The sequence below is a fragment of the Nostoc sp. KVJ3 genome (assembly GCF_026127265.1).
GTDB lineage: Bacteria > Cyanobacteriota > Cyanobacteriia > Cyanobacteriales > Nostocaceae > Nostoc.
Window position 1 is genome coordinate 1,259,052 of the sequence record NZ_WWFG01000002.1, and the last position, 20,579, is coordinate 1,279,630.

Here is a 20,579-nt window from a genome sequence, read left to right on the forward strand (position 1 = left end):
ATTGTCAATTTTTGTAGTCAAATTGACAACATAGTAATAAAAAGTAGCATATACTAAGTATTATAAGCCTCTCATAAAAAATATGGGAGAATTTCAACGTGCAAGGAGGTAAATCCTATGCAAAAATTGGGGATACCAACGGAATTAGAATATGCTTTTCTATTTACTCTCAGAAAAGTAAATTCAATCAATCCAGAAGGTTTTAAGCCATTTTTCAGTAATATGCCTATTGACCCTTATATCAAAGGCAACTATCGCTCGAGAAGATTATCTCGGTTCTCTGTTTCTGGAAATGAGTTAATCAAATTACCTCATGGCTACTTCTTTCAAAGTAAAGAGTATAATCCATTAGTTGGTGACTTAAAAAGAGAGTTTGCAGAATTAGATGATGCACTCATAGAACTTGATATTTTTAGAAATCTTGTCTTAGCATTTAGTGATTCTTGTAAACTTCATCCTGAAGCAGAAATCGGAGTTCATCAAATTAGAATTAGTTGTTCGCCAGACAATTTTAGTAATCCAGCACCTGAAGGTATCCATCAAGATGGTACTGATTTTATTGGCATATTTTCAGTAGATAGAGATAATATTAAAGGTGGAGAAACACATCTCTATACTGCCAAAAAAGAAAAACCTGTGTTTAGCAAAGTTCTAAATCCGGGGGAACTTTTATTAGTTAACGATCATGAATTTTTCCACTTCGCCAATCCTATAAAACCTCTGACTGACGCTCAAGGAAGTTTTGATGTTTTTGTACTGACATCTCCTAGCTTACTTTCAGAGTAAGTCTGTGGTGTCAAGATCCCCTACTTCTTTGAGAAGTCGGGAATCTATCTTTTCAATCTACAAGATATGGGGAATTGAATTTACTCATTTTCCCAGTTTTTTATTTGGAATTGGAAATAATTGGGCTGATAGTGGTTTATCTAAAGTTGCCGTATCAGTGAATAAATCTGCAATCTGGAGGTGTAAAATCTTCAATTGGGTAAATCCCTCCGATAAAATTTCCGGGATGTGTTCGTTTTAATTCATTGCAAATCCGAAATCAAGCAAAGCCATGCTGAATAATTAAAATATTAAGAGTGAGTGGATAGGTTAGGCTACGAAGCAAGCTTGCTGGAATTCAACTAACTGAAATGCTATGAATGACGAATTCTACAATAGGGGATTAGAAAAAGCTAGGCGAAAAGACTACGCCGGAGCAATTGAGGAATTTAACCATGCTTTACAACTGACACCTTACTTTGCCGAAGCTTACTTGCAAAGGGGTTTAGCACATTATGACTCAGGAGCAATCCTTAAGGCTGTTTCAGATTATACCGAAGCTTTAAAGCTGAATCCTGAGAGTTTAGAGGCGTATTATTGTCGTGGATTGGCTAGGGTGGCGCTAAAAAACTTACCAGGGGCGCTGGAGGATGTTGAACGCGCTATTCGTCTCAATCTAAATTATGCTGCTGCTTATAACCTGCGGGGGATGGTGCGGCGCAAACAGGGTTATATTCAAGATGCGATCGCTAACTTTAAAAAAGCTGCAAAATTATATCTAGAACAACAAGATAAAGAGAATTGTCGCCTTTGTCTGGAACGAATTAAACAACTACAACCCAAAGAATTACCTCCCATTGAACAATCGCATTCTAACAATGCGCCAATTTTATCCACCAATGATTATTTTACGCAGTTATTAGAAAAAGCTGAAAAGGGAGATACCCAAGAGGCACTCGCTGATTTAAACTGGGTATTAAAAGCCGATTCACAAGATGCCCAAGCTTACTGCTGTCGTGGGGTTGTGCGTTGTAAGATGGGAAATTATCGAGAAGCGATCGCAGATTTTAATCAAGCATTGCGACTAAATTTTCAAGATGCCATTGTCTATCGCAACCGAGGTAAAGCCCGTTCTATATTAGGAGATCATCAAGGTGCGATCGCGGATCTTAACCAAGCAGTCCAGATGCAACCACAAGATCCCCTAGTCTATATTGCCAGAGGTAATGCCTATCGGACAACAGGAAACTATCTTGGTGCTATTCAAGATTACACCCAAGCGCTGCAAATAAATTCTGATGATGCTCAAGCTTACTACCATCGTGGCATTGCCTATACTTGTTTAGAAGAAATGCAAAACGCCGTGGAAGATTATCAACGGGCGGCGAGTATTTTTTGTGAACAAGAAGACTGGGAAAATTATCAACAAGTCTTAAGTAGCCTAGAAAAAATCCAAAAGTTTAGTCCCCAGTCAAAAAAGCAAAAATATAACCTGCTACATCAGCGACTTTTGCGAATGGTTGGGGGATATTGGGAAATAGCCGAACAATTGATTCGACAGAAACAAAATTACTATCCTGGGATGTCAGATGAGTGGTATTTGCAAAAAGTGATTGATGATTTAGAACGCGATAGCGGTAGATAGAATTATAGATGCCACTACACACATAAATTCACCCGTATACTTGTACGGGTGAAAATGCGATCAATCACTTGTTATTTCCCAATGAAACTAAACGTAATCTATATTGTTTAGTTAGAAGTGCGAGTTTGACGGCGACGACGCAATCCAAACATACTAACTGCTCCCACCGCCAACATCGACAGAGTAACAGATGGTTCAGGAACGGTAGCACCAATTAATGCTTTAACATTTGCCTCGCCGACATCAAGAACGACGACAAGATCATTAAAGTCACGATCAGAATTTTGGTTCAAGTTACCAGTTGCGTGTAAAGCCCCGTATAAATCCTCAAATCCCAGAATGATGTAGTTGTTATAAGCATAAGCAACTACGTGCTGTAGTCCGTCAGCATTAGAGGCAGTTTGAGTACCAAAGATATTGCCATTGGAATTGTTAAAACCATCAGCTTTCAAAAATAAGTCCAGTTGAGTACCTCCGGCAATAGTACCAATATTGACCCCATCACCGATTTTTAGTCCACTATTGGCCCCGCCCATCATACACCCAGCTCCGTCACAAGAAGCATCCTTGAAAAGCAGTCCAGACGTGTTAGTAATTCCTGTGGCATTGAAGGCTAACTGGTTTCTATAACCAGCGCCCTCATTGATAAAGTCAACAGATACGTTGTAGTCGTATTTTAGGTTTAATTTACTAGGGTCTAATTGAACTTGTCCGCTATTTGGGAGAGCAATACCTTCTTGTTGGACAAATTTTTGAAAAGGAGCAGCGTTAAAACCACTAGATATCGTTGGTTGATTCCAGTTATTATTCCAAGTAAAAGCAGCAGCAGATGCAGTTTCTACTTTGGAAACTAATCCAGTCAAGGTAGCGGTAGCAGCAATCAAGGCAGTCAACAAAGTAGGTTTCATATTAGAAGTCATTAAGTAGGGAAAACATTGTAGACAGTAGTTTGTTTAAAAGTCTGTCTGGTGTAGTTCCCTATTTCTAACAGTCGCCCTTTAGCAAAGTCAATCTTGTTTTCTACTTTTATTCGTATATTTAAATAGCTCTTTATTTGAAGTATTTTTACTGAAATATGACATAGCTGTAAACTTAATATACTGTCATTATCATTTAGCTTTTAAACTTATATACAATTAAATTTTTATGGGAAATTTATACTTTTTATTATAATTAGATGTGTAATTTTTATATTTAAAGGCTAAAACCGCAACCTATATGAGTACTCCAAGTAAAAAAATGCCCAATTGTCATTGCGAGCGAAGCGAAGCAATCACAGCCCTTGGGATTGCTTCGCTTCGCTCGCAATGACGGGTTTTGGATCATTTATTTTTTGGAACACTTTATAGGTTGTATAGGTAGAGTTGAGGAACATATACACGTAGTGGTTCCAAGCAAGTATTACGTAAAAAATACTTAGTAACGTTAGGTAATACCTGTATTCAATTCACTCGGATTTTGGGGCTGAATCAAAAATCTGTAAATTATCTGTAGGGCTAATTTTGACTTTTTTAGTTCATCGACTGCTCAAAAGGTTTACTAGTATTAGCTGAATCTGTAAGTAACCGGATTTTAATTTCATGGTAAAACTCCTCTTGAAATAGCTCTACTTTCGATTGAGCCGAAAGTAGTAGTAGCGCCCAGAAAACGCTAACTAAATTACTGTGTTTAGACTCATGCCCAGACCCATTTTGCTTGAGAAGCTTTGTTTGAGTCCACAACTCTACAAGTTGCTCTAGATTCAACCAATTTTGTTCTGAATTTAAATCCCTTGCCGATAAATTCAACACCTGTTCGAGTTCTCTAGCTACTTCCGTCAGATTTTCCTGGTGAGCTAATTCCAGCGCCTCCCGCATACTTTGGACGCTAGGCAAACGTCTGGGACGGATAGGCTTGCTAACTTTTTCTACTAGTTTTAGCTGGTTTGCCATAATCTGCAATTGCTTAATTAACTCTTGTAGAGTCACCCGCCGCTTTGGTGGCGGCATTGCCGATGGACGACGACGCAATTGCCGTTCTAATGGTAGACGATGACCATGATGTGATGTCCCGTCTTCATCTTCCAACATGGCATTATCTAATACACCATCCTGAATGTCTACTACTGTTGACAATTGCATCAATGTATTGGCTTTGAATAATACCAGCATTGATGCTGATAAGAATGCCTGTCCAGATTGCGACAAATCCGCTTCATAGCCTCTTCCTATTGACTCCGGTGCCATCAGTTCTAAGTAACGGTCAATCACCTCAATTACTTGAACATCCCAAGGGTCAATTTCTCCCTGTTCAGCTTGGTAAATCAGGAGTGTGATTGTTTCTAATAGCTCGGAAGCTTCCATCAATGAGTTCTAAGTTAATTAATGACAAGAATTGCCTGGTGGCAGTATCCTCTGAAATTTGGAATCAATCACCATTGTGAATTGTGAGATCAGATTGTGCAACTTTTGATTCTTTCGCTTCGTTGCTTAGGCATCACGGTGTCAAAAAAGCTTTTTTGTCAGAATTGAAAATTTCAAGTAAGTGGATGTGAATAATTAAAGATTTGTAGTTTTGTCGAGTGTGTTAATCTTACCGAGGGTATGGCATTGTCAGAGATTTTCGGTGCGTTAGGACTAAAGTCCATAACTCACCCTATAAAATTAAAGTTAATGTGGAGTAGGTTTTTCGATTTGTGTGTACACCGTAGATATTAATCTGGGGGCGGGTCATGAGCAATGATGACAGTTGAGACAAAATCACTAGGCTTGCCGTTCTTGATCGCATCGAAAGTGCCTTTAATAGTACCAGCAATGGGAACAGCAACAAGCGTTCCCAGCAACCCAGCAATCTCAAATCCCATCAAAATAGCTACAAAAATCCAGATGGGATTCAGCCCGATAAAGTTGCCGAGTAATCTGGGAGCTAACAGGTTATCTTTAAGCTGCTGCATGAGAATTGCTGCTATGGCAACTTGAACTGCTAACCACCAATTTTGCAACAGTACTAAAATCGTCACCAGACCAATGCCAAGGGATGCCCCGATAAAGGGAATGAGTTCCGATATGCCAATTAATATGGCAAACAATAGGGCAAAGGGCACCTTGATTACCAAGAAAATTGGCGTTAGGGTTAACACCATGAACAGTCCTAGCAACAACTGGCTGAGAAAGAAGTTCTGGAAATTTAGGCGCAAGGATTTGGTAAGAGGGTCTCCAATATTAGAGGGCAAAAGATTGACTAAACCATTCCAGACGCGATCGCCATATAAAAGCATATAAAATGCAAGCACAATCACTAACACTAAGTCAAGTAATCCTGACAGCAATGTTCCAGCAAATCCTACTGCACCAGAAGCTAGTTGTTGTACTAGATTCTGAATGTTGGCATTGATTTGACTGCTTACAACTCTTAGATCAATTGGCAAACGTCTTTGTTTTGCCAGCATCTCAAATTGCTCTAAGTTTGCTTGACTAGCGCCTAACCAATCAGGGATCTTATTTAACAGTTGGATTGTTTGGTCAATGATCAACGGCACTAGGGTAACGCCTAGAATCCCCAATAGGGTAAGCGTTGCAAGTAAAACTATAATCACTGCCTGAGTGCGCGTGATTCGGGCACGTTCAAAGAACTTAACCGGATAATTGAGTAGAAAAGCTAAAATTGCCGCAATGCTCAATATGGTAATAGGATGCTGGAAGTACCGAAAAAGCACGGAAAGTAGCCAGACATTAAGAGCGATAATAGGACCGCTCAGACCATAAATTAACAGGCGTTGAAGAGAGGCTGAACGGCGCATTTTATGCAACCTATTTTAGATATTCCTGAGAGAACTTGTAAAATTCTTGATGGCACTGATTATCATCATAGATTTTTTAAGAACGATATATATAGAAAAGCATAAGCGTATCTGATAGCAAGGAAGTACATAAAAATGGACAAAACCGTAGCTGACCTCCGCAAAGACTACACCTTGGAAGCTTTGAGCGAAATCGAAGTAGACCTCAATCCTTTTATCCAATTTAAAAAATGGTTCGATCAAGCTCTAGCAGGGCAACTCCCTGAACCCAATGCTATGACTCTTGCTACTGTTACGCCAGACGGTAAGCCTTCAGCCAGAATGGTGTTGCTGAAGGATTTTGATGAACGGGGCTTTGCTTTCTTCACCAATTACAACAGCCACAAAGGACAAGAACTAGCAGAAAATCCTTTGGCGGCTTTAGTCTTCTGGTGGGCAGAACTGGAACGTCAAGTTCGGATTTGTGGGTATGTGGAGAAAGTTTCGGAAGCTGAGTCCGACCAGTATTTTGATACTCGCCCTGCTAACAGTCGGTTGGGTGCATGGGTATCTAATCAAAGTGAGGTGATAGAAAGCCGAGAAGTTCTAGAGCGACGTTTACAGGAGTTCTATAGCAAATACGAAAATCAGGAGATCCCCCGACCGCCTCATTGGGGAGGCTTACGAGTGATCCCCACAGAAATTGAGTTTTGGCAAGGACGCTCTAGCCGCTTACACGATCGCTTACTCTATACTCGTTTAGACAATGGCACTTGGAAAATTGAGCGGTTATCACCCTGAAGAAGAGGCAAGGGGGCAGGGGGCAGGGAGACAAGGGAGACAAGGGAGCAGGGGGCAGGGGGCAGGGGGCAGGGAGACAAGGGAGACAAGGGAGACAAGGGAGAATTATTTAACAAGTTTTTTTCCCAATGCCCAATGCCCAATTACCACTGCGCGATCGCATCTTGAATTGCTGCCTTTGCCTCTTCTAAGGATTGGGCACGGGCATTACCTTGGTTCAGGCTATTAGCGTTGATGAATTGAATATCCGTAAGCCCAATGAAGCCGAAAATCGTCCGCAGATAGGGTTCTTGGAAGTCGTAGGCAACGGCAGGGGAATTGGCACTAAAGTCACCACCACGAGCCGTAATTACAACTGCCTTTTTACCCTCGACTAAACCTTTAAAACCTTGACCTTCTAAGGCAACAGTCCGGTTAATGCGAACTATTTGGTCGATGTAAGCTTTAAAAGTGGAAGGTATATTGAAGTTGTACATTGGCACTCCAAAGACGTAGCGATCGGCTGCCAAAAACTCATCAACCAGTTCGTCAGAAATCCTGATTGCTTCAGCTAACTCTGGAGTATGGGTTTCTGGTGGTGAAAATGCCGCCGCAATCCAAGCTTCATTAATGTGAGGAACTGGGTGATGCCCTAAATCTCGATAGGCGATCGCATCTTCAGGATGCGCTGCTTTCCAAGCACTGACGAATTCTTTAGATAGTTCTCTGGAGTGCGATCGTTCAGCACGGGGGCTGGAATCAATGTGTAGAATGTTTACCACCAAATATCTCCTGATTTGTTAGAATTTACTGCTCTGACTTTTTTAAGTCTAAATTTCAAAGCATCACATCAGATACTAAAAGCAACTCTTACTAAAGTAAAGTAGTTACCATAAAGTAACTATTGGAAAATTTTCCCTAATATAATAACCAACACTTAATTCATAATTTAGTGTTGGTTATAAATCACTATTTAATTATCAATTATTAACGATCCTGATAATTGGAGATTAAAATTTATCAGCAGTTTATTCGACGAAAATCAGCAGGGTTTCAAAAATATTTATGATAAGTTAGGGATTATTTCTCCTGCTTTTACAAAAAGAATTTGGGATGACTTTAACCACTGGGAATCAAAAGAACCCAAGTGAGTAGTAGTAATCATGGTTTGAAAGCGGTCTTGAATGGCATCAAGTAATTGATTTTGGCGGGATAAATCGAGTTCGGCAAGAACATCATCAAGTAATAGTAATGGTGGCTCTTGAACGACTTCTTCAATTAATTGTAATTCTGCTAATTTTAAGGCTAGAACCAGCGTTCGTTGTTGACCTTGAGAACCGTATTGCCGAGCGGGTGTCTGGTTAATGGTTAATTCTATTTCGTCGCGATGGGGGCCGACAAGGGTAGTGCCTTGGTGCATTTCAGCAATCGCTCGCTGCTGAATTTTTGCTAAAAAAGCTTGCTGTACTTCTTCTGGCTGGTTATCCTCTAAAGGAATATTAGGTACGTATTTAATTTGCAGAACTTCTGTACTGCCGCTAATACTGGCGTGCCAAGCACTAGCAATGGGAGCTAATCTTTGGATGGCGCGATCGCGTCGTCTAATTACCCTGGTTCCTGTGGTCGCTAACTGTGCATCCCATACCGCCAGTTCTGACTGTAGAGACTTTGTATCCAACGTCTCTATATGGTGTTTTAAAAAAGCATTGCGCTGGCGTAACACATGGTTATACTGCTGCAAAATGTGAGCATAAACTGGTTCGAGTTGAATTAAAAGTGTATCTAACCAGTTGCGGCGACCTTCGGGGCTGCCGCGTACTAGGTCTAAATCCAGGCTGGAAAACTGCACTGCATTGAGAACACCGAGAAAATCCATTTGACGGCGGATAGATTCACCATTAATAGCAACGCTCCGGCGACCATTGCGCCGGAGTGTTAAGGTAAGGTCACTAACGCCTGTTTGTCGCTCAAGGGTGGCATTAATTTGGGCTATGGCTTCCCCTTCTTGAACCAAATCGCGATCGCGGGTCATGCGGTGCGATCGCAATGTTGCCAACAACTCCACCGCCTCCAACAAATTCGACTTCCCCTGAGCGTTATTACCTACCAAAATGGTTTTAGCAGCAGTAAACTCAACCTGCTGGTCTTGATAATTGCGAAATTGTCGGAGGTTTAGAGTTTTCAGGTACATAGGGAACAGAAGGAAAGGAGAACGCTACGAAGGTTGGACAGGGTTATAGAAGTAAAATTGTAGAAGTTCAATCCAAGAAAAATGACTGACACACCTGAATACTTCCCTAACCGAATAGACCGTATTGAACAAATAATCTTGGGGTTGGCTGAAAGACAAGCTAGTACACAAGAGCAATTAGACAATTTAACTATTAGACAAGCTAATACTCAAGCACAATTAGACAATTTAACTATTAGACAAGCTAACACTCAAGCACAATTAGACAATTTAACTATTAGACAAGCTAACACTCAAGGACAACTGGATGAACTAAGCCAGGATTTGAGAGAGCTTACCAGTAACGTTGACCGTGTTCTGGGTCGTAGTGCGATTTTGGACGATGCGTTACTTGAGTTACGTGATAGCCATGAACAACATCAGCGTAATTTTGAAGAACATCAGCGCACTACAAATGCTGTATTACAAAGTCTTGAGTCTATCTTGTTGCAGTTGATTAGAAATAATTCTTGAAATGCGATCGTTGGAGTTAAACCAATTCTCAATTACGTTTTGTGACGGGAATTTAGCGCAAAGTGCGGTCTTCTCCCAAAGGGAGAGGCTAGCGCCAAGGGGTCTCCCCCGCCGCAGGATGCGCGAAGCGCTGTAGAGGAGCAACTTTGCAAGACAAACCCCGACACAAAACGTTCTACCTACGCCTCAATCTCCATCATCCCTGCTCTTACACAGCCTTCTTGCCCATAATCCGCAGAAATATCTTCTCCCCTTCAATCCACACAAACATTAAGGCACTGAAGCCAATACAAACCCCCAATTCTTGTATGTTTAGGTAGTGAGTACCAAAGAAATCTCGCAGGGGTGGAACGTAAACTAGCATCAGCTGCAAAATCGTGGTGACGACAACAGCCGCTAGTACAAATATATTAGAGAAAGGATTCATCTCAATAGTCAGTCGATTATTGGAGCGAATGGCGATCGCATGTCCCATTTGGGCAATACACAAGGTAGTAAATACCATCGTCTTCCAAGTCTCTGGATCTCCCTTATACCCATCTGCATGGGTATGTTGATAAGCCCACAACATTAAGGTAATGGTGAGAATGGCAAATATTATGCCAATGCGAATCATATAAGAACCCAATCCTCTCGCAAAAATACTTTCGCGGGGACTAAAAGGCGGACGTTGCATGACATCCGGTTCTGGAGGTTCCACAGCTAATGCCAAAGCTGGTAAACCGTCTGTCACCAAATTCATCCACAAAATTTGTAACGGGGTAAGGGGGACACCTCCCAAACCAATTAAGGGTGCGGCGGCAATTGTGAGAACTTCACCAATGTTACTGCCCAGGATGTATTTAATAAAGCGGCGGATATTGGTATAAACAACTCTACCTTCTTTGGTGGCGCTAACAATGGTGGCGAAGTTGTCATCAAGTAACACCATATCGCTGGCTTCTTTACTAACATCGGTGCCAGTAATGCCCATTGCAATGCCAATATCAGCTTGTTTGAGGGCTGGGGCATCATTAACACCATCACCTGTCATTGCGACAAATCGCCCCCGGCGTTGTAGTGCTTGGACAATTCGTAGTTTGTGTTCTGGGGAAACCCTAGCGTAGATGCTTACTAGGTCAACGTTTTGCTCTAATTCCTGGTCAGTCATCCGTTGCAATTCTTGACCTGTGAGAACACGGTCGCCTTCTTGGGCAATTCCCAAATCGGTAGCGATCGCTCGTGCGGTTAACTGGTGGTCGCCAGTAATCATCACTGGGCGAATGCCGGCTTCTCGGCACTGTTGCACGGCTACCCTTACTTCTGGGCGTGGCGCATCTAGCATTCCCACCAATCCCAGCCACACTAATTCTTGCTCAGATACTTCATCTGAACCTTCTGGTGGGATTTCTGTGAGGGGTTTGTAGGCAAAACCTAGCACCCGCAAACCTTTACTCGCCATCAAGTCATTTTCTGCCAAAACTTTTTGGCGTTGTTCTTCAGTTAAAGGGGCTGTGTCATTACCCAAATGAATTTGAGTTGAACGTGCCAAGGTTAACTCTGGAGAACCTTTGGTAAACATTAAGTAAGGTTCAGATTGGACAAAACCGGCGATGGCAGGGTCAACACCTCTCGAAGATGCTTCCCCCGTGGCGACTCCCTCCACCTGAGTAATCACGCTCATCCGTTTGCGTTCCGAAGAAAAGGGAAACTCGGCAACACGAGGTAACTTACTGTTCCACTGGTCTTTTTCGATTCCGGCTTTTCCCGCCAGTGTGATTAATGCCCCTTCAGTAGGATCTCCCAAAATAGCCCATTCGCCTTGTTCTTTTTGCAACACGGAATCATTACAAATAGCACAGGCGACAGACAACGCGGAGATTTCTGGAGATTCCTCTAGGGAAACTTTTTCACCATCTAACTGAAAGTCCCCAGTGGGAGCATAACCTTCACCAGTGACGCGAAAGGTTTTGTTGTTAGTGCCAATAGATTGCACCACCATTTTATTTTGCGTCAGCGTACCGGTTTTATCGGAACAGATGGTGGTTACAGAACCTAATGTTTCCACTGCTGGCAGTTTGCGAATCAAGGCATTTTGGCGCACCATTCGCTGGGTTCCCAGTGCCAGAGTCACGGTAATTACAGCAGGTAAACCTTCTGGAACCACAGCAACGGCCATACTCAAGGAAACTTCCAAGAGTTCTTGGATGTTTTTAAAACCTCCGTCCTTGATGACACCGCCAGCAACAACGATCGCTACCAAAATCAAAGAACCCGTAACTAAGACGTTACCCAGTTGGGTCATTCGTTGCTGTAACGGCGTAGGTTCGCTTTCCACCGCTTGCAACATGACAGCAATTTTGCCTAATTCTGTTGTCATGCCGGTGTTAGTCACCAGAACCTTCGCTCGTCCTTGGAGTACTTCAGTTCCTTGAAAGACTAAATTAATGCGATCGCCTAAATCTGTTTCTTCGGGCAATTTTAATTTTGCCTGTTTGCTAGCAGCATGGGCTTCACCCGTTAATGCCGACTCACGCACTTGTAAATTCGACTGTTCGATCAAGCGGCCATCTGCGGCGATCTGCATCCCAGCTTCCAGCAGCATTACATCCCCTGGAACTAATTCCTTGGCTGCTATCTCCACCAGTCTGGTATCACGGATGACTCGCACTAAGGGAGAGGTGAGTTTTTTCAGGGCTGCCAAGGCTTTTTCGGCACGGCTTTCTTGGACGTAGCCAAGTATCCCATTCAGGATGACAATTGCTAAGATAGCGATCGTATCTTTAAATGGCACTTCACCAGGCTTCAATCCACCCGACTGCAAACGCATCAGGTCTAAAAACCCAGAAATCAAAGCTACGCCAATCAGCATCAACAACATAATGTTCTTGAACTGATCTAGCAGAATCTCCCAAGTACTACGGCCAGCAGTTTCTTCAAGTTCGTTGGGGCCGTATTTTTGTAATCTCTGTTCAATTTCTTGGGGTGTTAAGCCACTGTCTGCATTACTATCAAGCAGGTCTAGCGCTTTATCAACTTCTAAACTATGCCAAACGGCGGCACCTTCAGGCAGAGAATTAGCAGACATCGTGTAGGTCACAGCAAATGGTTACAAAATTCGATCATAATTTAGTGATGGCAGGAATTCCATCTCCTAAAGTTACATTAAGGCGATCGCCCTGTCGGATCAACATATATGTAATTCTTAACATTTGTAAATTCTTCCGATTTTGACATAGTATTATTTCTCACGAAAGAGTTTATCGGAACAAATTTTACCGATAATTATGAGTAATAGAGCTTTGAAGCTTTGTTACATAGGGATATGCCACAATTAATTTTAGGGTGCCATTCCTTTCATTTACATCCCGTAGTCAATAGCCAGGATGCATGGCACGATTGCATTTCTTCATTTTTAATTTTGCGGAAAGTTGAGTCAGTCCCTTGTTTATCTCACTGCTCAAGGCAACTGGAGTGCCATTAGGGTTTCCCGAACTAGCAAACTTTTCTAGCTGAATTTTGAATTTTGAATTGCCCAGGCGTGCTAAACCATTCAATAAATATGCTTAATATGAGTTTTGCACTTCCCACTTTGACCGTTAGCCAGATGTTTGGGCAAAAAACCATTCGACCGCTTACCGCTGCTACCTTGTGTGGCATTACTTTCATTCAAGATAGACTTATTGCTATTGATAGTATTAAAGGACATCTACTAGAGATTGATCCCATCTCTGACAACAGCAAAATTCTCAATCCCCATCAAGTTAAAGAATTTACTGATGTCACTGGTATAGCAGTGTGGGATGATACCCTGTGGGTGAGCCGCGAAAATACTGTTTACTTGTGCAAGCTCAATGCTTTGGGTCTAGAACACTTTGTGACATTGCCTTATCCGGCTGACGGCGTTGCTGTTTGGGAAACAACAGTTTATGTCAGCTGCCAAAGACTAGGCTACATTCTGGTTTATGACCGCGAAACCCGAAAAGAGATTACCAGATTTTATGCCCCTGGAGTTGGGATAGAGAATTTAGCAGTCAACCAAGAAATGCTATGGATTTGCGATCGCACCGAGCAATCAGTGTACGCGATGGACAGGGCAACAGGAGAACTACAATTTAGTGTCCTGACACCCTTTGAATGTCCTACAGGCATCGCAATCCATAAAAATGGCGAAACAGGTGAAGAAAGTATCTACGTCGCCTACGCCACAGAGGAGCCTTATATCCGGGATAACCCCAATGCCGATCCGAGTCATGAGCTAACATTCCGCGATCGCACTTTCATTCATCCCCTGCATTATCATTACCAGCCAGATAAGCGCTACGCCCTCTCTAATGGCTATCTCATTGAAATGTCCTATGCTGAGGAAATTGCCCCCTTAGATGAGGTGTATTTACCTGATGTAGAATGGCGCATCGCCCTACCATCGGAAACAGAGCGTCAAAAGGTGAAACACGTTGAACCAATTGGTATACCCTTTACCGAAGAAGTAATAGAAGGGCAACGTGTAGCAGTCTTTAAATTTGATTCTCTTGCACCAGGAGAACGGCATATATTTGGCTGGAAAGCACTTGTGGAAGTTCGAGGGATTAAATATCGTATTACACCCAGAGATGTCGAAGATATACCGGAACTATCCCCAGAATTACAAACACGCTACCTAGTAGATGACGACGATTTAGCAATGGATACTACCATTGTTCGCCGTGCCGCCAGAGAAGCGATTGGTTCTGAAACCAATGTGCTGCGGAAAATGCACAGCATCCGCAACTACGTCTACGATCAGTTATCCTACGGGATTAAACCTTACATTGACACACCAGATGTAGTTTTAGAACGGGGTGTTGGTTCCTGTGGCGAATATGTCGGCGTATTGCTCGCCCTATCCCGTTTGAATAACATCCCCTGCCGCACAGTCGGGAGGTACAAATGTCCCCCCCATAGTGACTTACTAGGAGTGCCGCTACAACCAGACTTTAATCATGTTTGGCTAGAGTTCTACATCCCGAATTTTGGTTGGTTGCCAATGGAATCAAATCCTGACGATGTGGGTGAAGGTGGGCCTTATCCAACGCGCTTTTTTATGGGTTTATGCTGGTATCACATTGAAATAGGCAAAGGTATCACCTTTGAAACCGTGACAAGTCAAGGTACACGACTAACCAAAGAAGATATCCCCATCGGTGATTTGGCGATAAATCATATTCGCTTCACAATTCTTAAAGAATTACCACCTTTTTAAATTAGGGCATTAGGTAAAGGCGCTAAGAAAGCGAGTAGGGTGTGTTATGCCGTAGGCTAACGCACCTTAGTACTCTCTGCTTAACCACAATTTTCGTCTACTTCTAAACTCTTGTTCCTGTTCAAGTATTCTTCAAACAATTCAAAAAATTTCTGTAGTGCCTCATACTCATCTACAGAATAGAAAAGAATTATCTTAGACCATGACTGACCTGAGTTAATTCCATATTTTTCTTGAATCCATGATTGAAAACCTTCAAATTCTCTTTCTGGCTCTGTTGGAGGTATGCCACCTTCTCTTCGAGCCAGACTATATCCTCGCAAAAGCATATCAAGCTTAGTAATTGAGCTAGTACCTAAGAACATACCGGGTCTCTTCTTTATGCCCTTTAAAATCTCGTCATAAATATCAAACTGACGAAAGCTCAAATCCTGACGAAGCTTGAAAACGTCTTCACTTTCTTGAATTTTTGAACTATTTTTCTGCTTTAAGAACTGATCAAATTCTTCAAAGAACCTATAAAAAGCAGTTCGTTCACTTCCAGAACCAAAGAGAATTATCCCAGCCCAAGATTGACTCACATTAGTTTTTGCTCTTTCTTGCATCCACTCGTTAAACCCGTCTGTTTCAGAGCCTTCTTGAGTTAACCCTAGTCGGATTACACCACTTAAATACCCATTTAAGAATGAATGAAGACAAGTAATTGATGGCTTATCTATGAACATGACTGGATTTTCTTTAATCTTTTGAAGCAGCGTGGAAAGATCATTCATGCTAGCAACCTATACTTTGATGAAGAATGTTATTGAAAGATATTTCCTATTTAAAACAAGTATCCTGATCTCCGGAACTTTGCTCCAGAACGTTCCTTGCTGATAAAGGTGAGATTATTTATCCATTGCTCTATAGGAACTCCGTCAGGATGAAGGTTATCAAAAACTTTTTCTTCTCCATTTATCCTAATCGCAATTCCTTCATGATGACCATTAGTTGAAATAATATAGTCTGGTGCAGCTTTTGGTGGGTTGCTATCATCGTATATGTTGTCATCTTCTTTTACTGATTTCGTCGTATCAAGTTTAATCCGCTCTCCATGAATATCCTCCTTTCTCAAGTAAGTCTCAATTTCAGCAGCACATTCAACACATTTGAAATTCTCATGCTTACTTACAATATCGTGGATGTCTTGAAGAACTTCAGGAGTAACTTTTCCTGACTGATCGGGCGAACTGCTTGCGAATGGAATATTAGGATTGTACGGTTCTGGATCATTCGTATTTACTATTCCGTCATTATCATTGTCTAGATCACTTGCATCTGGAATGCCATCTTTATCAAAATCAGGAATTCCAGGAAAAGTAAAAAATCCAGACTCCTTTTTCAACAAACGCTCATCTGCTGGCGTATTAGGGTCGTCTGTTTCTTGCCCTGGAATTACAATTGTAGGAGCATGAATCTTATCTCCAGGATTTAATATGCCTCCTGCTGGCATTGAACTAATTAAACCTTGCCAGTCAGAATTATTTAGTAATTGAACAGCTGCATTGCGCTTTTCTTGGGGCCAATCTTTCCAATCACGAGGGGGTGAATTATCTGGTAGCCCATCAGCACGAACCAGATCGCTAATCCATCCTTTCTCAGCATTATTGTAAGAAGAATTTGCATAATCATACGCTGTCATAGGGTCGCCAGTTGAGGATTCATAAACGACTCCACGAGCTTGATTATTACCATCTCCATCATTTAAACTAATCCAATTTACATAATCAGCAGTAGGAGGAGAACTACCACCAAAATAACCACCTGGATATTGATTAGCTAAACTTCTAACTGCCCCTGGTACAGATCGCCAACTTCGATAATGATGAGTTACAAGTTTGTCGGGAGAACCAGACATCCTGTAATGTACTATTTGGTGAAATTTGTAATTATAAAGAACTGAAGATTGACCCTGTGGGCCACAAACCAAATCAAGTGCATAAAAATAACAATATCTCTCCTTAGCTTTATTTTGAGCCTGCTGATTTTGAGCTTGATTCCAAATATAATAAGCCGCAACACCAGGTAGGCTCATATCTCCAACAACTGTAGTCCCAGTAACAGCTTGTACAGAAGAAGAAGTAGCTCCTGTAGCTGTAGTTGTGCTAATTGCTGTCGTTCCAGCAGCCTCCGCAGTTGGAGCAGCAATAGTAGAAGATAATTCTAAGCCTATAGCCTCAGCACATTCAGGTTGAACAGCACAAGCGTCTAGAGACGACAACAGTGCATAGGCAGGTTCAGGAAAAACTCCTTTAAGGATAAAAAGTAAAAGAAAAGTCCAAATTCCAATTGATTTAGAAACAGATTTATTTATTGTTAATCGCATTAGTCTTAACTCCTGACAGTCCAAGATATAGATGCAGTTATATCTAGTTTGTCTAACAGGAGTCGAGAGTCAGGTCAGTAAAATTACGAGAATTTAGCAGCCATTTTATGAAGATTAAACCAATATAAAGAGGTAAAAAAATTAGCTGTTAACTCTTAAGCTTGGCAGTGGATATGAGTGATGTTGCTTAAAATCAGCAAATTCACAGATTGAGTTAAATGGACAAAAGCGGCAGTGAGAGCCAGGATTAGGAGGAAAGATTTTACTAAAATGACTTGCTTCTTCCTGATATTTTTGTAAATCGTGCTGATGCTTGTGGGCAATATTAGCTAACTCAAATTTTAAAGATTCTAACTCGTAATTATTAATACTAATTAACTCAGATTTTTTACATATTTCTAAATTATAAAATGATGCAACAGCTTCTCGTCCAGGGTAAAGATAACGAGCAGCTAGTAAATAGACTAAAGCCTGTCGTTTGTCAAAAGCCGACTTGCCAGTTTTGAAATCTAAAATATGTAAAGTGCTATCAGACTCGATAAAAACGCAGTCCATAGCCGCGTATAAGCGAAAGCAATAATCTTCTTGTTCAACTACTATCGGTTTAGGAAAGCCTTCATCACCCGGAGTTAATTGAATAATATCTTTATCCAACAGCAACGGCGCATCGTGATATTTTTGCAAGATTTGCAGCACGCGTTGCTGGACTTGAATGCTTGAGTTGCTTAATTTAAGTAGCTGTGCAACTCTTTCTACACCATCTGCTTCCTTCAACAGATACTTGTGATGATGAAACTCATAAATGCCTTTTTGGGCGAGTATGCCAATGCGCTGGGGTGCGGTGGCTTGCCCTAAAAGCGCTTTAACTTGTGGTTCGTGTTGCCGTGCTTTGATAAACCCCCGTCTCATCTGGCAATGCCAGCGTTCTTGCCCAGTCGCTGGGGCAACTAGAGACCAAAGGTGATAACTGGCAAAAGGTCGATCGGGGGTTGACATTGCTCAGAAACAGTGAGAGAAAATACGGTGGGGAGAAGTTTAAGCTAAGGCTTGCTTAGAAAAGAACTTCGGAGGATACTTGCTGCTACACACGCTTTGCGGGAAGCTTTTATAGTACTGATAATGTACGGGAGCAAGTGGCAAAAATGTCCAGCAAGATTAAATTTGGCACCGATGGATGGCGAGGGATTATTGCCGATGACTTTACTTTCCCCAATGTGCGGAAAGTAACCAGGGCGATCGCCACTTATTTAGAAACAGCCTACACAAAAGATAGACCGGTACTTATTGCCTACGATACTCGCTTTTTAGCTGACCAGTTTGCCCAAACAGCGGCCCAAGTGCTAGCAGACTTGGGTTGGACTGTGAAAATTACCGATCGGGATTGCCCCACACCAGTAATCGCCTACAACGCCCGTCACCTAAATTCGGCTGGGGCGTTAATGTTTACTGCTAGTCATAATCCAGCACCCTACTGTGGAATTAAATATATACCCGATTATGCTGGCCCTGCCACTCCAGAGATTACTGATACTATTGTGGCAAATATAGAAAGTGCATCGGATGAGTTGCCTGGAAGCAACCCATCAGGTTCAATTTCAATTTTCGACCCGAAACCTGATTACCTACAATTTATCTACACTCTACTTGATGTAGAAAAAATCAGAAGTGCTAATTTAAAGGTAAAGTACGATGCTTTGTATTCTACCTCTCGCGGCTATTTAGATGAAGTTTTGCAACATAGTGGCGTTCAGTTAGAAAGTTTCCACGATTGGCGGGATGTTTTATTTGGGGGTGGAATGCCAGAACCCAAAGGAGAACAATTAGTTGAGTTAGTGGAAGCAGTAGTTCGCGATCGCGCTGATTTGGGCTTGGCTACGGATGGAGATAGCGATCGCTTTGGCATCGTTGATGAACAAGGAACCGTCCTGACTCCCAATACTGTGCTGCTAGTTCTAGCACGTCATTTAATCAAAAATAAGGGTAAAACTGGCGCTATCGTCCGCACTGTAGCTACAACCCACCTGCTGGATAATTTCGCTGCTAAAAATGGGCTGCAAATTTACGAAACACCAGTTGGTTTTAAATACATCGGCGAAAAAATGCGCGAAACTGCCGTATTAATTGGTGGAGAAGAATCAGGTGGTTTGAGTATTATCGGGCATATTCCCGAAAAAGACGGGGTTTTAGCCGATATGCTGGTGGCAGAAGCCATCGCCTATGAAGGCAAACCTCTGAGTCAACTTGTTAAAGAAGCGATCGCTGAAGCTGATGGCCCACTTTACAACAACCGCCTAGATTTGCACCTCACAGAGGCGCACAAAACCGCCGTCATCGACTCCTTTTCTAAAAATCCACCTACAGAGGTAGCAGGAATTAAAGTTAAGGAAGTAGGGCGTAAAGACGGTATTAAGCTGTATTTAGAAGAAGGTAGCTGGATTTTACTGCGTCCTTCTGGTACAGAACCACTGGTACGCGTTTACCTCGAAACCAACACTCCCGAAAAACTAACCAAAATCGCCCAAGAGTTAGAGAGTGTCATTGCTAAATTAGAGGGATAAGAATTAGCAGTTAGGAGAGATGCGATTAATCGCGTCTGTACAGGAGTTAAGAGTTGTAAATTAACAATTCTTAACTTTTGACTCCTAGCTTTTCACTCCTAGCTTTGCTCAAAGTATGAAAACTCTTGCTCCTTTTTTGACATCTCTAGTTGTAGCGGTTTGGGTAATTGCGATCGCAATTATTTCTGTCCAAAATGCCACACCTGTATCGTTGAAATTCTTAACATTTCAATCGATTCAAATACCAATGGGTTTAGTAATGGCTTTTAGTGCCGGTTTAGGGTTAATTGGCATGGCACTGCTGCAACCTCTCTGGGGACTAGCTGATTTTGGCCAGCGTAATTCTCGATTGGAAGACGATGCTGAATTTTTTGTTGACGATGAAGATTTTTGAGGATTGAATAGCTATGCAGTACCAAAACATTATTACAATCGAACCAGGAAAACGAGGTGGTAAGCCTTGTATTAGAGGAATGCGAATTACTGTATACGATGTTTTATCGTATCTTGCCTCTGGCATGACCTACGAAGAAATGCTTGATGACTTTCCTTATTTGACACAAGAGGATATTTTGGCTTGCCTAAGCTATGCGGCTGATCGAGAACGGCTATGAGTGGAAGTTATACAACAGATTTTAATTTGTGGATTGAACAGACAACCCAACTATTGCGATCGCATCACTGGCATGAAATTGATGTATAACATCTGATTGAAGAGGTTGATATCCATATTCTTTAGAATTAGTGTTAGATAAAGACTGCCTACCGGAAGCAAGCGATATTT

Annotated in this window: 18 protein-coding genes; 9 read left to right on the plus strand and 9 right to left on the minus strand. The window is 41.9% G+C overall.

Going from position 1 to position 20,579, the window contains the following annotated elements:
• Positions 1–117 precede the first annotated feature (117 nt).
• Positions 118–786: a 2OG-Fe dioxygenase family protein gene (locus GTQ43_RS21445; RefSeq protein WP_265274760.1), complete on the plus strand. Its 669-nt coding sequence runs from the start codon at positions 118–120 to the stop codon at positions 784–786.
• A gap of 355 nt (positions 787–1,141) precedes the next feature.
• The gene (locus GTQ43_RS21450; RefSeq protein ID WP_265274761.1) at positions 1,142–2,410 is read left to right on the plus strand and encodes a tetratricopeptide repeat protein; all 1,269 of its coding nucleotides are present in this window, start codon (positions 1,142–1,144) and stop codon (positions 2,408–2,410) included.
• Between the two features lie 107 nt (positions 2,411–2,517).
• Here the strand turns inward: GTQ43_RS21450 and GTQ43_RS21455 are convergent, their stop codons facing one another.
• The 3 genes from GTQ43_RS21455 to GTQ43_RS21465 form a co-directional block, all read right to left on the minus strand.
• The gene (locus GTQ43_RS21455) at positions 2,518–3,318 is read right to left on the minus strand and encodes a DUF4114 domain-containing protein (protein ID WP_265274762.1); all 801 of its coding nucleotides are present in this window, start codon (positions 3,316–3,318) and stop codon (positions 2,518–2,520) included.
• 603 nt (positions 3,319–3,921) lie between these two features.
• Positions 3,922–4,752: a segregation/condensation protein A gene (locus GTQ43_RS21460; protein WP_265274763.1), complete on the minus strand. Its 831-nt coding sequence runs from the start codon at positions 4,750–4,752 to the stop codon at positions 3,922–3,924.
• A gap of 350 nt (positions 4,753–5,102) precedes the next feature.
• Positions 5,103–6,188, minus strand: coding sequence for an AI-2E family transporter (locus GTQ43_RS21465; RefSeq protein ID WP_265274764.1), 1,086 nt, complete (start codon positions 6,186–6,188; stop codon positions 5,103–5,105).
• A gap of 135 nt (positions 6,189–6,323) precedes the next feature.
• Between GTQ43_RS21465 and pdxH the strand changes: the two genes are divergently transcribed.
• Positions 6,324–6,968 carry a pyridoxamine 5'-phosphate oxidase gene (gene pdxH / locus GTQ43_RS21470; protein ID WP_265274765.1) on the plus strand — a complete coding sequence of 215 codons (645 nt, stop codon included), beginning with the start codon at positions 6,324–6,326 and terminating at the stop codon, positions 6,966–6,968.
• A 143-nt stretch (positions 6,969–7,111) separates the two neighbouring features.
• On the opposite strand, the gene GTQ43_RS21475 is transcribed toward pdxH, so the two are convergent.
• Together GTQ43_RS21475 and recF are read right to left on the minus strand one after the other, a co-directional pair.
• Positions 7,112–7,729 (minus strand): FMN-dependent NADH-azoreductase, encoded by a 618-nt coding sequence (locus GTQ43_RS21475; RefSeq protein WP_265274766.1) that lies wholly within the window; start codon positions 7,727–7,729, stop codon positions 7,112–7,114.
• 281 nt (positions 7,730–8,010) lie between these two features.
• Positions 8,011–9,138 carry a DNA replication/repair protein RecF gene (gene recF, locus GTQ43_RS21480; protein ID WP_265274767.1) on the minus strand — a complete coding sequence of 376 codons (1,128 nt, stop codon included), beginning with the start codon at positions 9,136–9,138 and terminating at the stop codon, positions 8,011–8,013.
• A gap of 81 nt (positions 9,139–9,219) precedes the next feature.
• Between recF and GTQ43_RS21485 the strand changes: the two genes are divergently transcribed.
• Positions 9,220–9,651 carry a hypothetical protein gene (locus tag GTQ43_RS21485; protein ID WP_265274768.1) on the plus strand — a complete coding sequence of 144 codons (432 nt, stop codon included), beginning with the start codon at positions 9,220–9,222 and terminating at the stop codon, positions 9,649–9,651.
• A 208-nt stretch (positions 9,652–9,859) separates the two neighbouring features.
• Here the strand turns inward: GTQ43_RS21485 and GTQ43_RS21490 are convergent, their stop codons facing one another.
• Entirely contained in the window at positions 9,860–12,718 is a 2,859-nt protein-coding gene (locus tag GTQ43_RS21490; protein WP_265274769.1) for a cation-translocating P-type ATPase, read from the minus strand.
• A gap of 483 nt (positions 12,719–13,201) precedes the next feature.
• Between GTQ43_RS21490 and GTQ43_RS21495 the strand changes: the two genes are divergently transcribed.
• Positions 13,202–14,872: a transglutaminase-like domain-containing protein gene (locus tag GTQ43_RS21495; RefSeq protein ID WP_265274770.1), complete on the plus strand. Its 1,671-nt coding sequence runs from the start codon at positions 13,202–13,204 to the stop codon at positions 14,870–14,872.
• An 80-nt stretch (positions 14,873–14,952) separates the two neighbouring features.
• On the opposite strand, the gene GTQ43_RS21500 is transcribed toward GTQ43_RS21495, so the two are convergent.
• From GTQ43_RS21500 to GTQ43_RS21510, 3 genes are all read right to left on the minus strand, one after another.
• Positions 14,953–15,645, minus strand: a complete 693-nt coding sequence (locus GTQ43_RS21500; RefSeq protein WP_265274771.1) for a hypothetical protein — start codon at positions 15,643–15,645, stop codon at positions 14,953–14,955.
• A 50-nt stretch (positions 15,646–15,695) separates the two neighbouring features.
• On the minus strand, positions 15,696–17,237 hold the full coding sequence (locus GTQ43_RS21505; protein WP_265274772.1) for a papain fold toxin domain-containing protein: 1,542 nt from the start codon (positions 17,235–17,237) through the stop codon (positions 15,696–15,698).
• A 141-nt stretch (positions 17,238–17,378) separates the two neighbouring features.
• Positions 17,379–18,233, minus strand: coding sequence for a PD-(D/E)XK nuclease family protein (locus GTQ43_RS21510; RefSeq protein WP_265274773.1), 855 nt, complete (start codon positions 18,231–18,233; stop codon positions 17,379–17,381).
• 146 nt (positions 18,234–18,379) lie between these two features.
• Between GTQ43_RS21510 and GTQ43_RS21515 the strand changes: the two genes are divergently transcribed.
• From GTQ43_RS21515 to GTQ43_RS21530, 4 genes are all read left to right on the plus strand, one after another.
• Positions 18,380–19,795: a phosphoglucomutase/phosphomannomutase family protein gene (locus tag GTQ43_RS21515; protein WP_265274774.1), complete on the plus strand. Its 1,416-nt coding sequence runs from the start codon at positions 18,380–18,382 to the stop codon at positions 19,793–19,795.
• Between the two features lie 115 nt (positions 19,796–19,910).
• Positions 19,911–20,189: a LapA family protein gene (locus GTQ43_RS21520; protein WP_265274775.1), complete on the plus strand. Its 279-nt coding sequence runs from the start codon at positions 19,911–19,913 to the stop codon at positions 20,187–20,189.
• A gap of 13 nt (positions 20,190–20,202) precedes the next feature.
• Positions 20,203–20,409 carry a DUF433 domain-containing protein gene (locus GTQ43_RS21525; RefSeq protein WP_265274776.1) on the plus strand — a complete coding sequence of 69 codons (207 nt, stop codon included), beginning with the start codon at positions 20,203–20,205 and terminating at the stop codon, positions 20,407–20,409.
• Positions 20,406–20,498 (plus strand): DUF29 domain-containing protein, encoded by a 93-nt coding sequence (locus GTQ43_RS21530; protein ID WP_265274777.1) that lies wholly within the window; start codon positions 20,406–20,408, stop codon positions 20,496–20,498. The genes GTQ43_RS21525 and GTQ43_RS21530 overlap by 4 nt, the downstream gene beginning before the upstream one ends.
• The last annotated feature ends 81 nt before the right edge of the window (positions 20,499–20,579 follow it).

What these genes read in the sequence shown, in the direction of transcription:
- GTQ43_RS21455 (WP_265274762.1), bottom strand. Translation starts at nt 3,318, where the DNA reads ATGAAACCTACTTTGTTGACTGCCTTGATTGCTGCTACCGCTACCTTG.
- recF (WP_265274767.1), bottom strand. Translation starts at nt 9,138, where the DNA reads ATGTACCTGAAAACTCTAAACCTCCGACAATTTCGCAATTATCAAGAC.
- GTQ43_RS21500 (WP_265274771.1), bottom strand. Translation starts at nt 15,645, where the DNA reads ATGAATGATCTTTCCACGCTGCTTCAAAAGATTAAAGAAAATCCAGTC.
- GTQ43_RS21465 (WP_265274764.1), bottom strand. Translation starts at nt 6,188, where the DNA reads ATGCGCCGTTCAGCCTCTCTTCAACGCCTGTTAATTTATGGTCTGAGC.
- GTQ43_RS21530 (WP_265274777.1), top strand. Translation starts at nt 20,406, where the DNA reads ATGAGTGGAAGTTATACAACAGATTTTAATTTGTGGATTGAACAGACA.
- GTQ43_RS21495 (WP_265274770.1), top strand. Translation starts at nt 13,202, where the DNA reads ATGAGTTTTGCACTTCCCACTTTGACCGTTAGCCAGATGTTTGGGCAA.
- GTQ43_RS21450 (WP_265274761.1), top strand. Translation starts at nt 1,142, where the DNA reads ATGAATGACGAATTCTACAATAGGGGATTAGAAAAAGCTAGGCGAAAA.
- GTQ43_RS21510 (WP_265274773.1), bottom strand. Translation starts at nt 18,233, where the DNA reads ATGTCAACCCCCGATCGACCTTTTGCCAGTTATCACCTTTGGTCTCTA.
- GTQ43_RS21445 (WP_265274760.1), top strand. Translation starts at nt 118, where the DNA reads ATGCAAAAATTGGGGATACCAACGGAATTAGAATATGCTTTTCTATTT.
- GTQ43_RS21460 (WP_265274763.1), bottom strand. Translation starts at nt 4,752, where the DNA reads ATGGAAGCTTCCGAGCTATTAGAAACAATCACACTCCTGATTTACCAA.
- GTQ43_RS21485 (WP_265274768.1), top strand. Translation starts at nt 9,220, where the DNA reads ATGACTGACACACCTGAATACTTCCCTAACCGAATAGACCGTATTGAA.
- GTQ43_RS21515 (WP_265274774.1), top strand. Translation starts at nt 18,380, where the DNA reads ATGTCCAGCAAGATTAAATTTGGCACCGATGGATGGCGAGGGATTATT.
- GTQ43_RS21505 (WP_265274772.1), bottom strand. Translation starts at nt 17,237, where the DNA reads ATGCGATTAACAATAAATAAATCTGTTTCTAAATCAATTGGAATTTGG.
- pdxH (WP_265274765.1), top strand. Translation starts at nt 6,324, where the DNA reads ATGGACAAAACCGTAGCTGACCTCCGCAAAGACTACACCTTGGAAGCT.
- GTQ43_RS21520 (WP_265274775.1), top strand. Translation starts at nt 19,911, where the DNA reads ATGAAAACTCTTGCTCCTTTTTTGACATCTCTAGTTGTAGCGGTTTGG.
- GTQ43_RS21490 (WP_265274769.1), bottom strand. Translation starts at nt 12,718, where the DNA reads ATGTCTGCTAATTCTCTGCCTGAAGGTGCCGCCGTTTGGCATAGTTTA.
- GTQ43_RS21525 (WP_265274776.1), top strand. Translation starts at nt 20,203, where the DNA reads ATGCAGTACCAAAACATTATTACAATCGAACCAGGAAAACGAGGTGGT.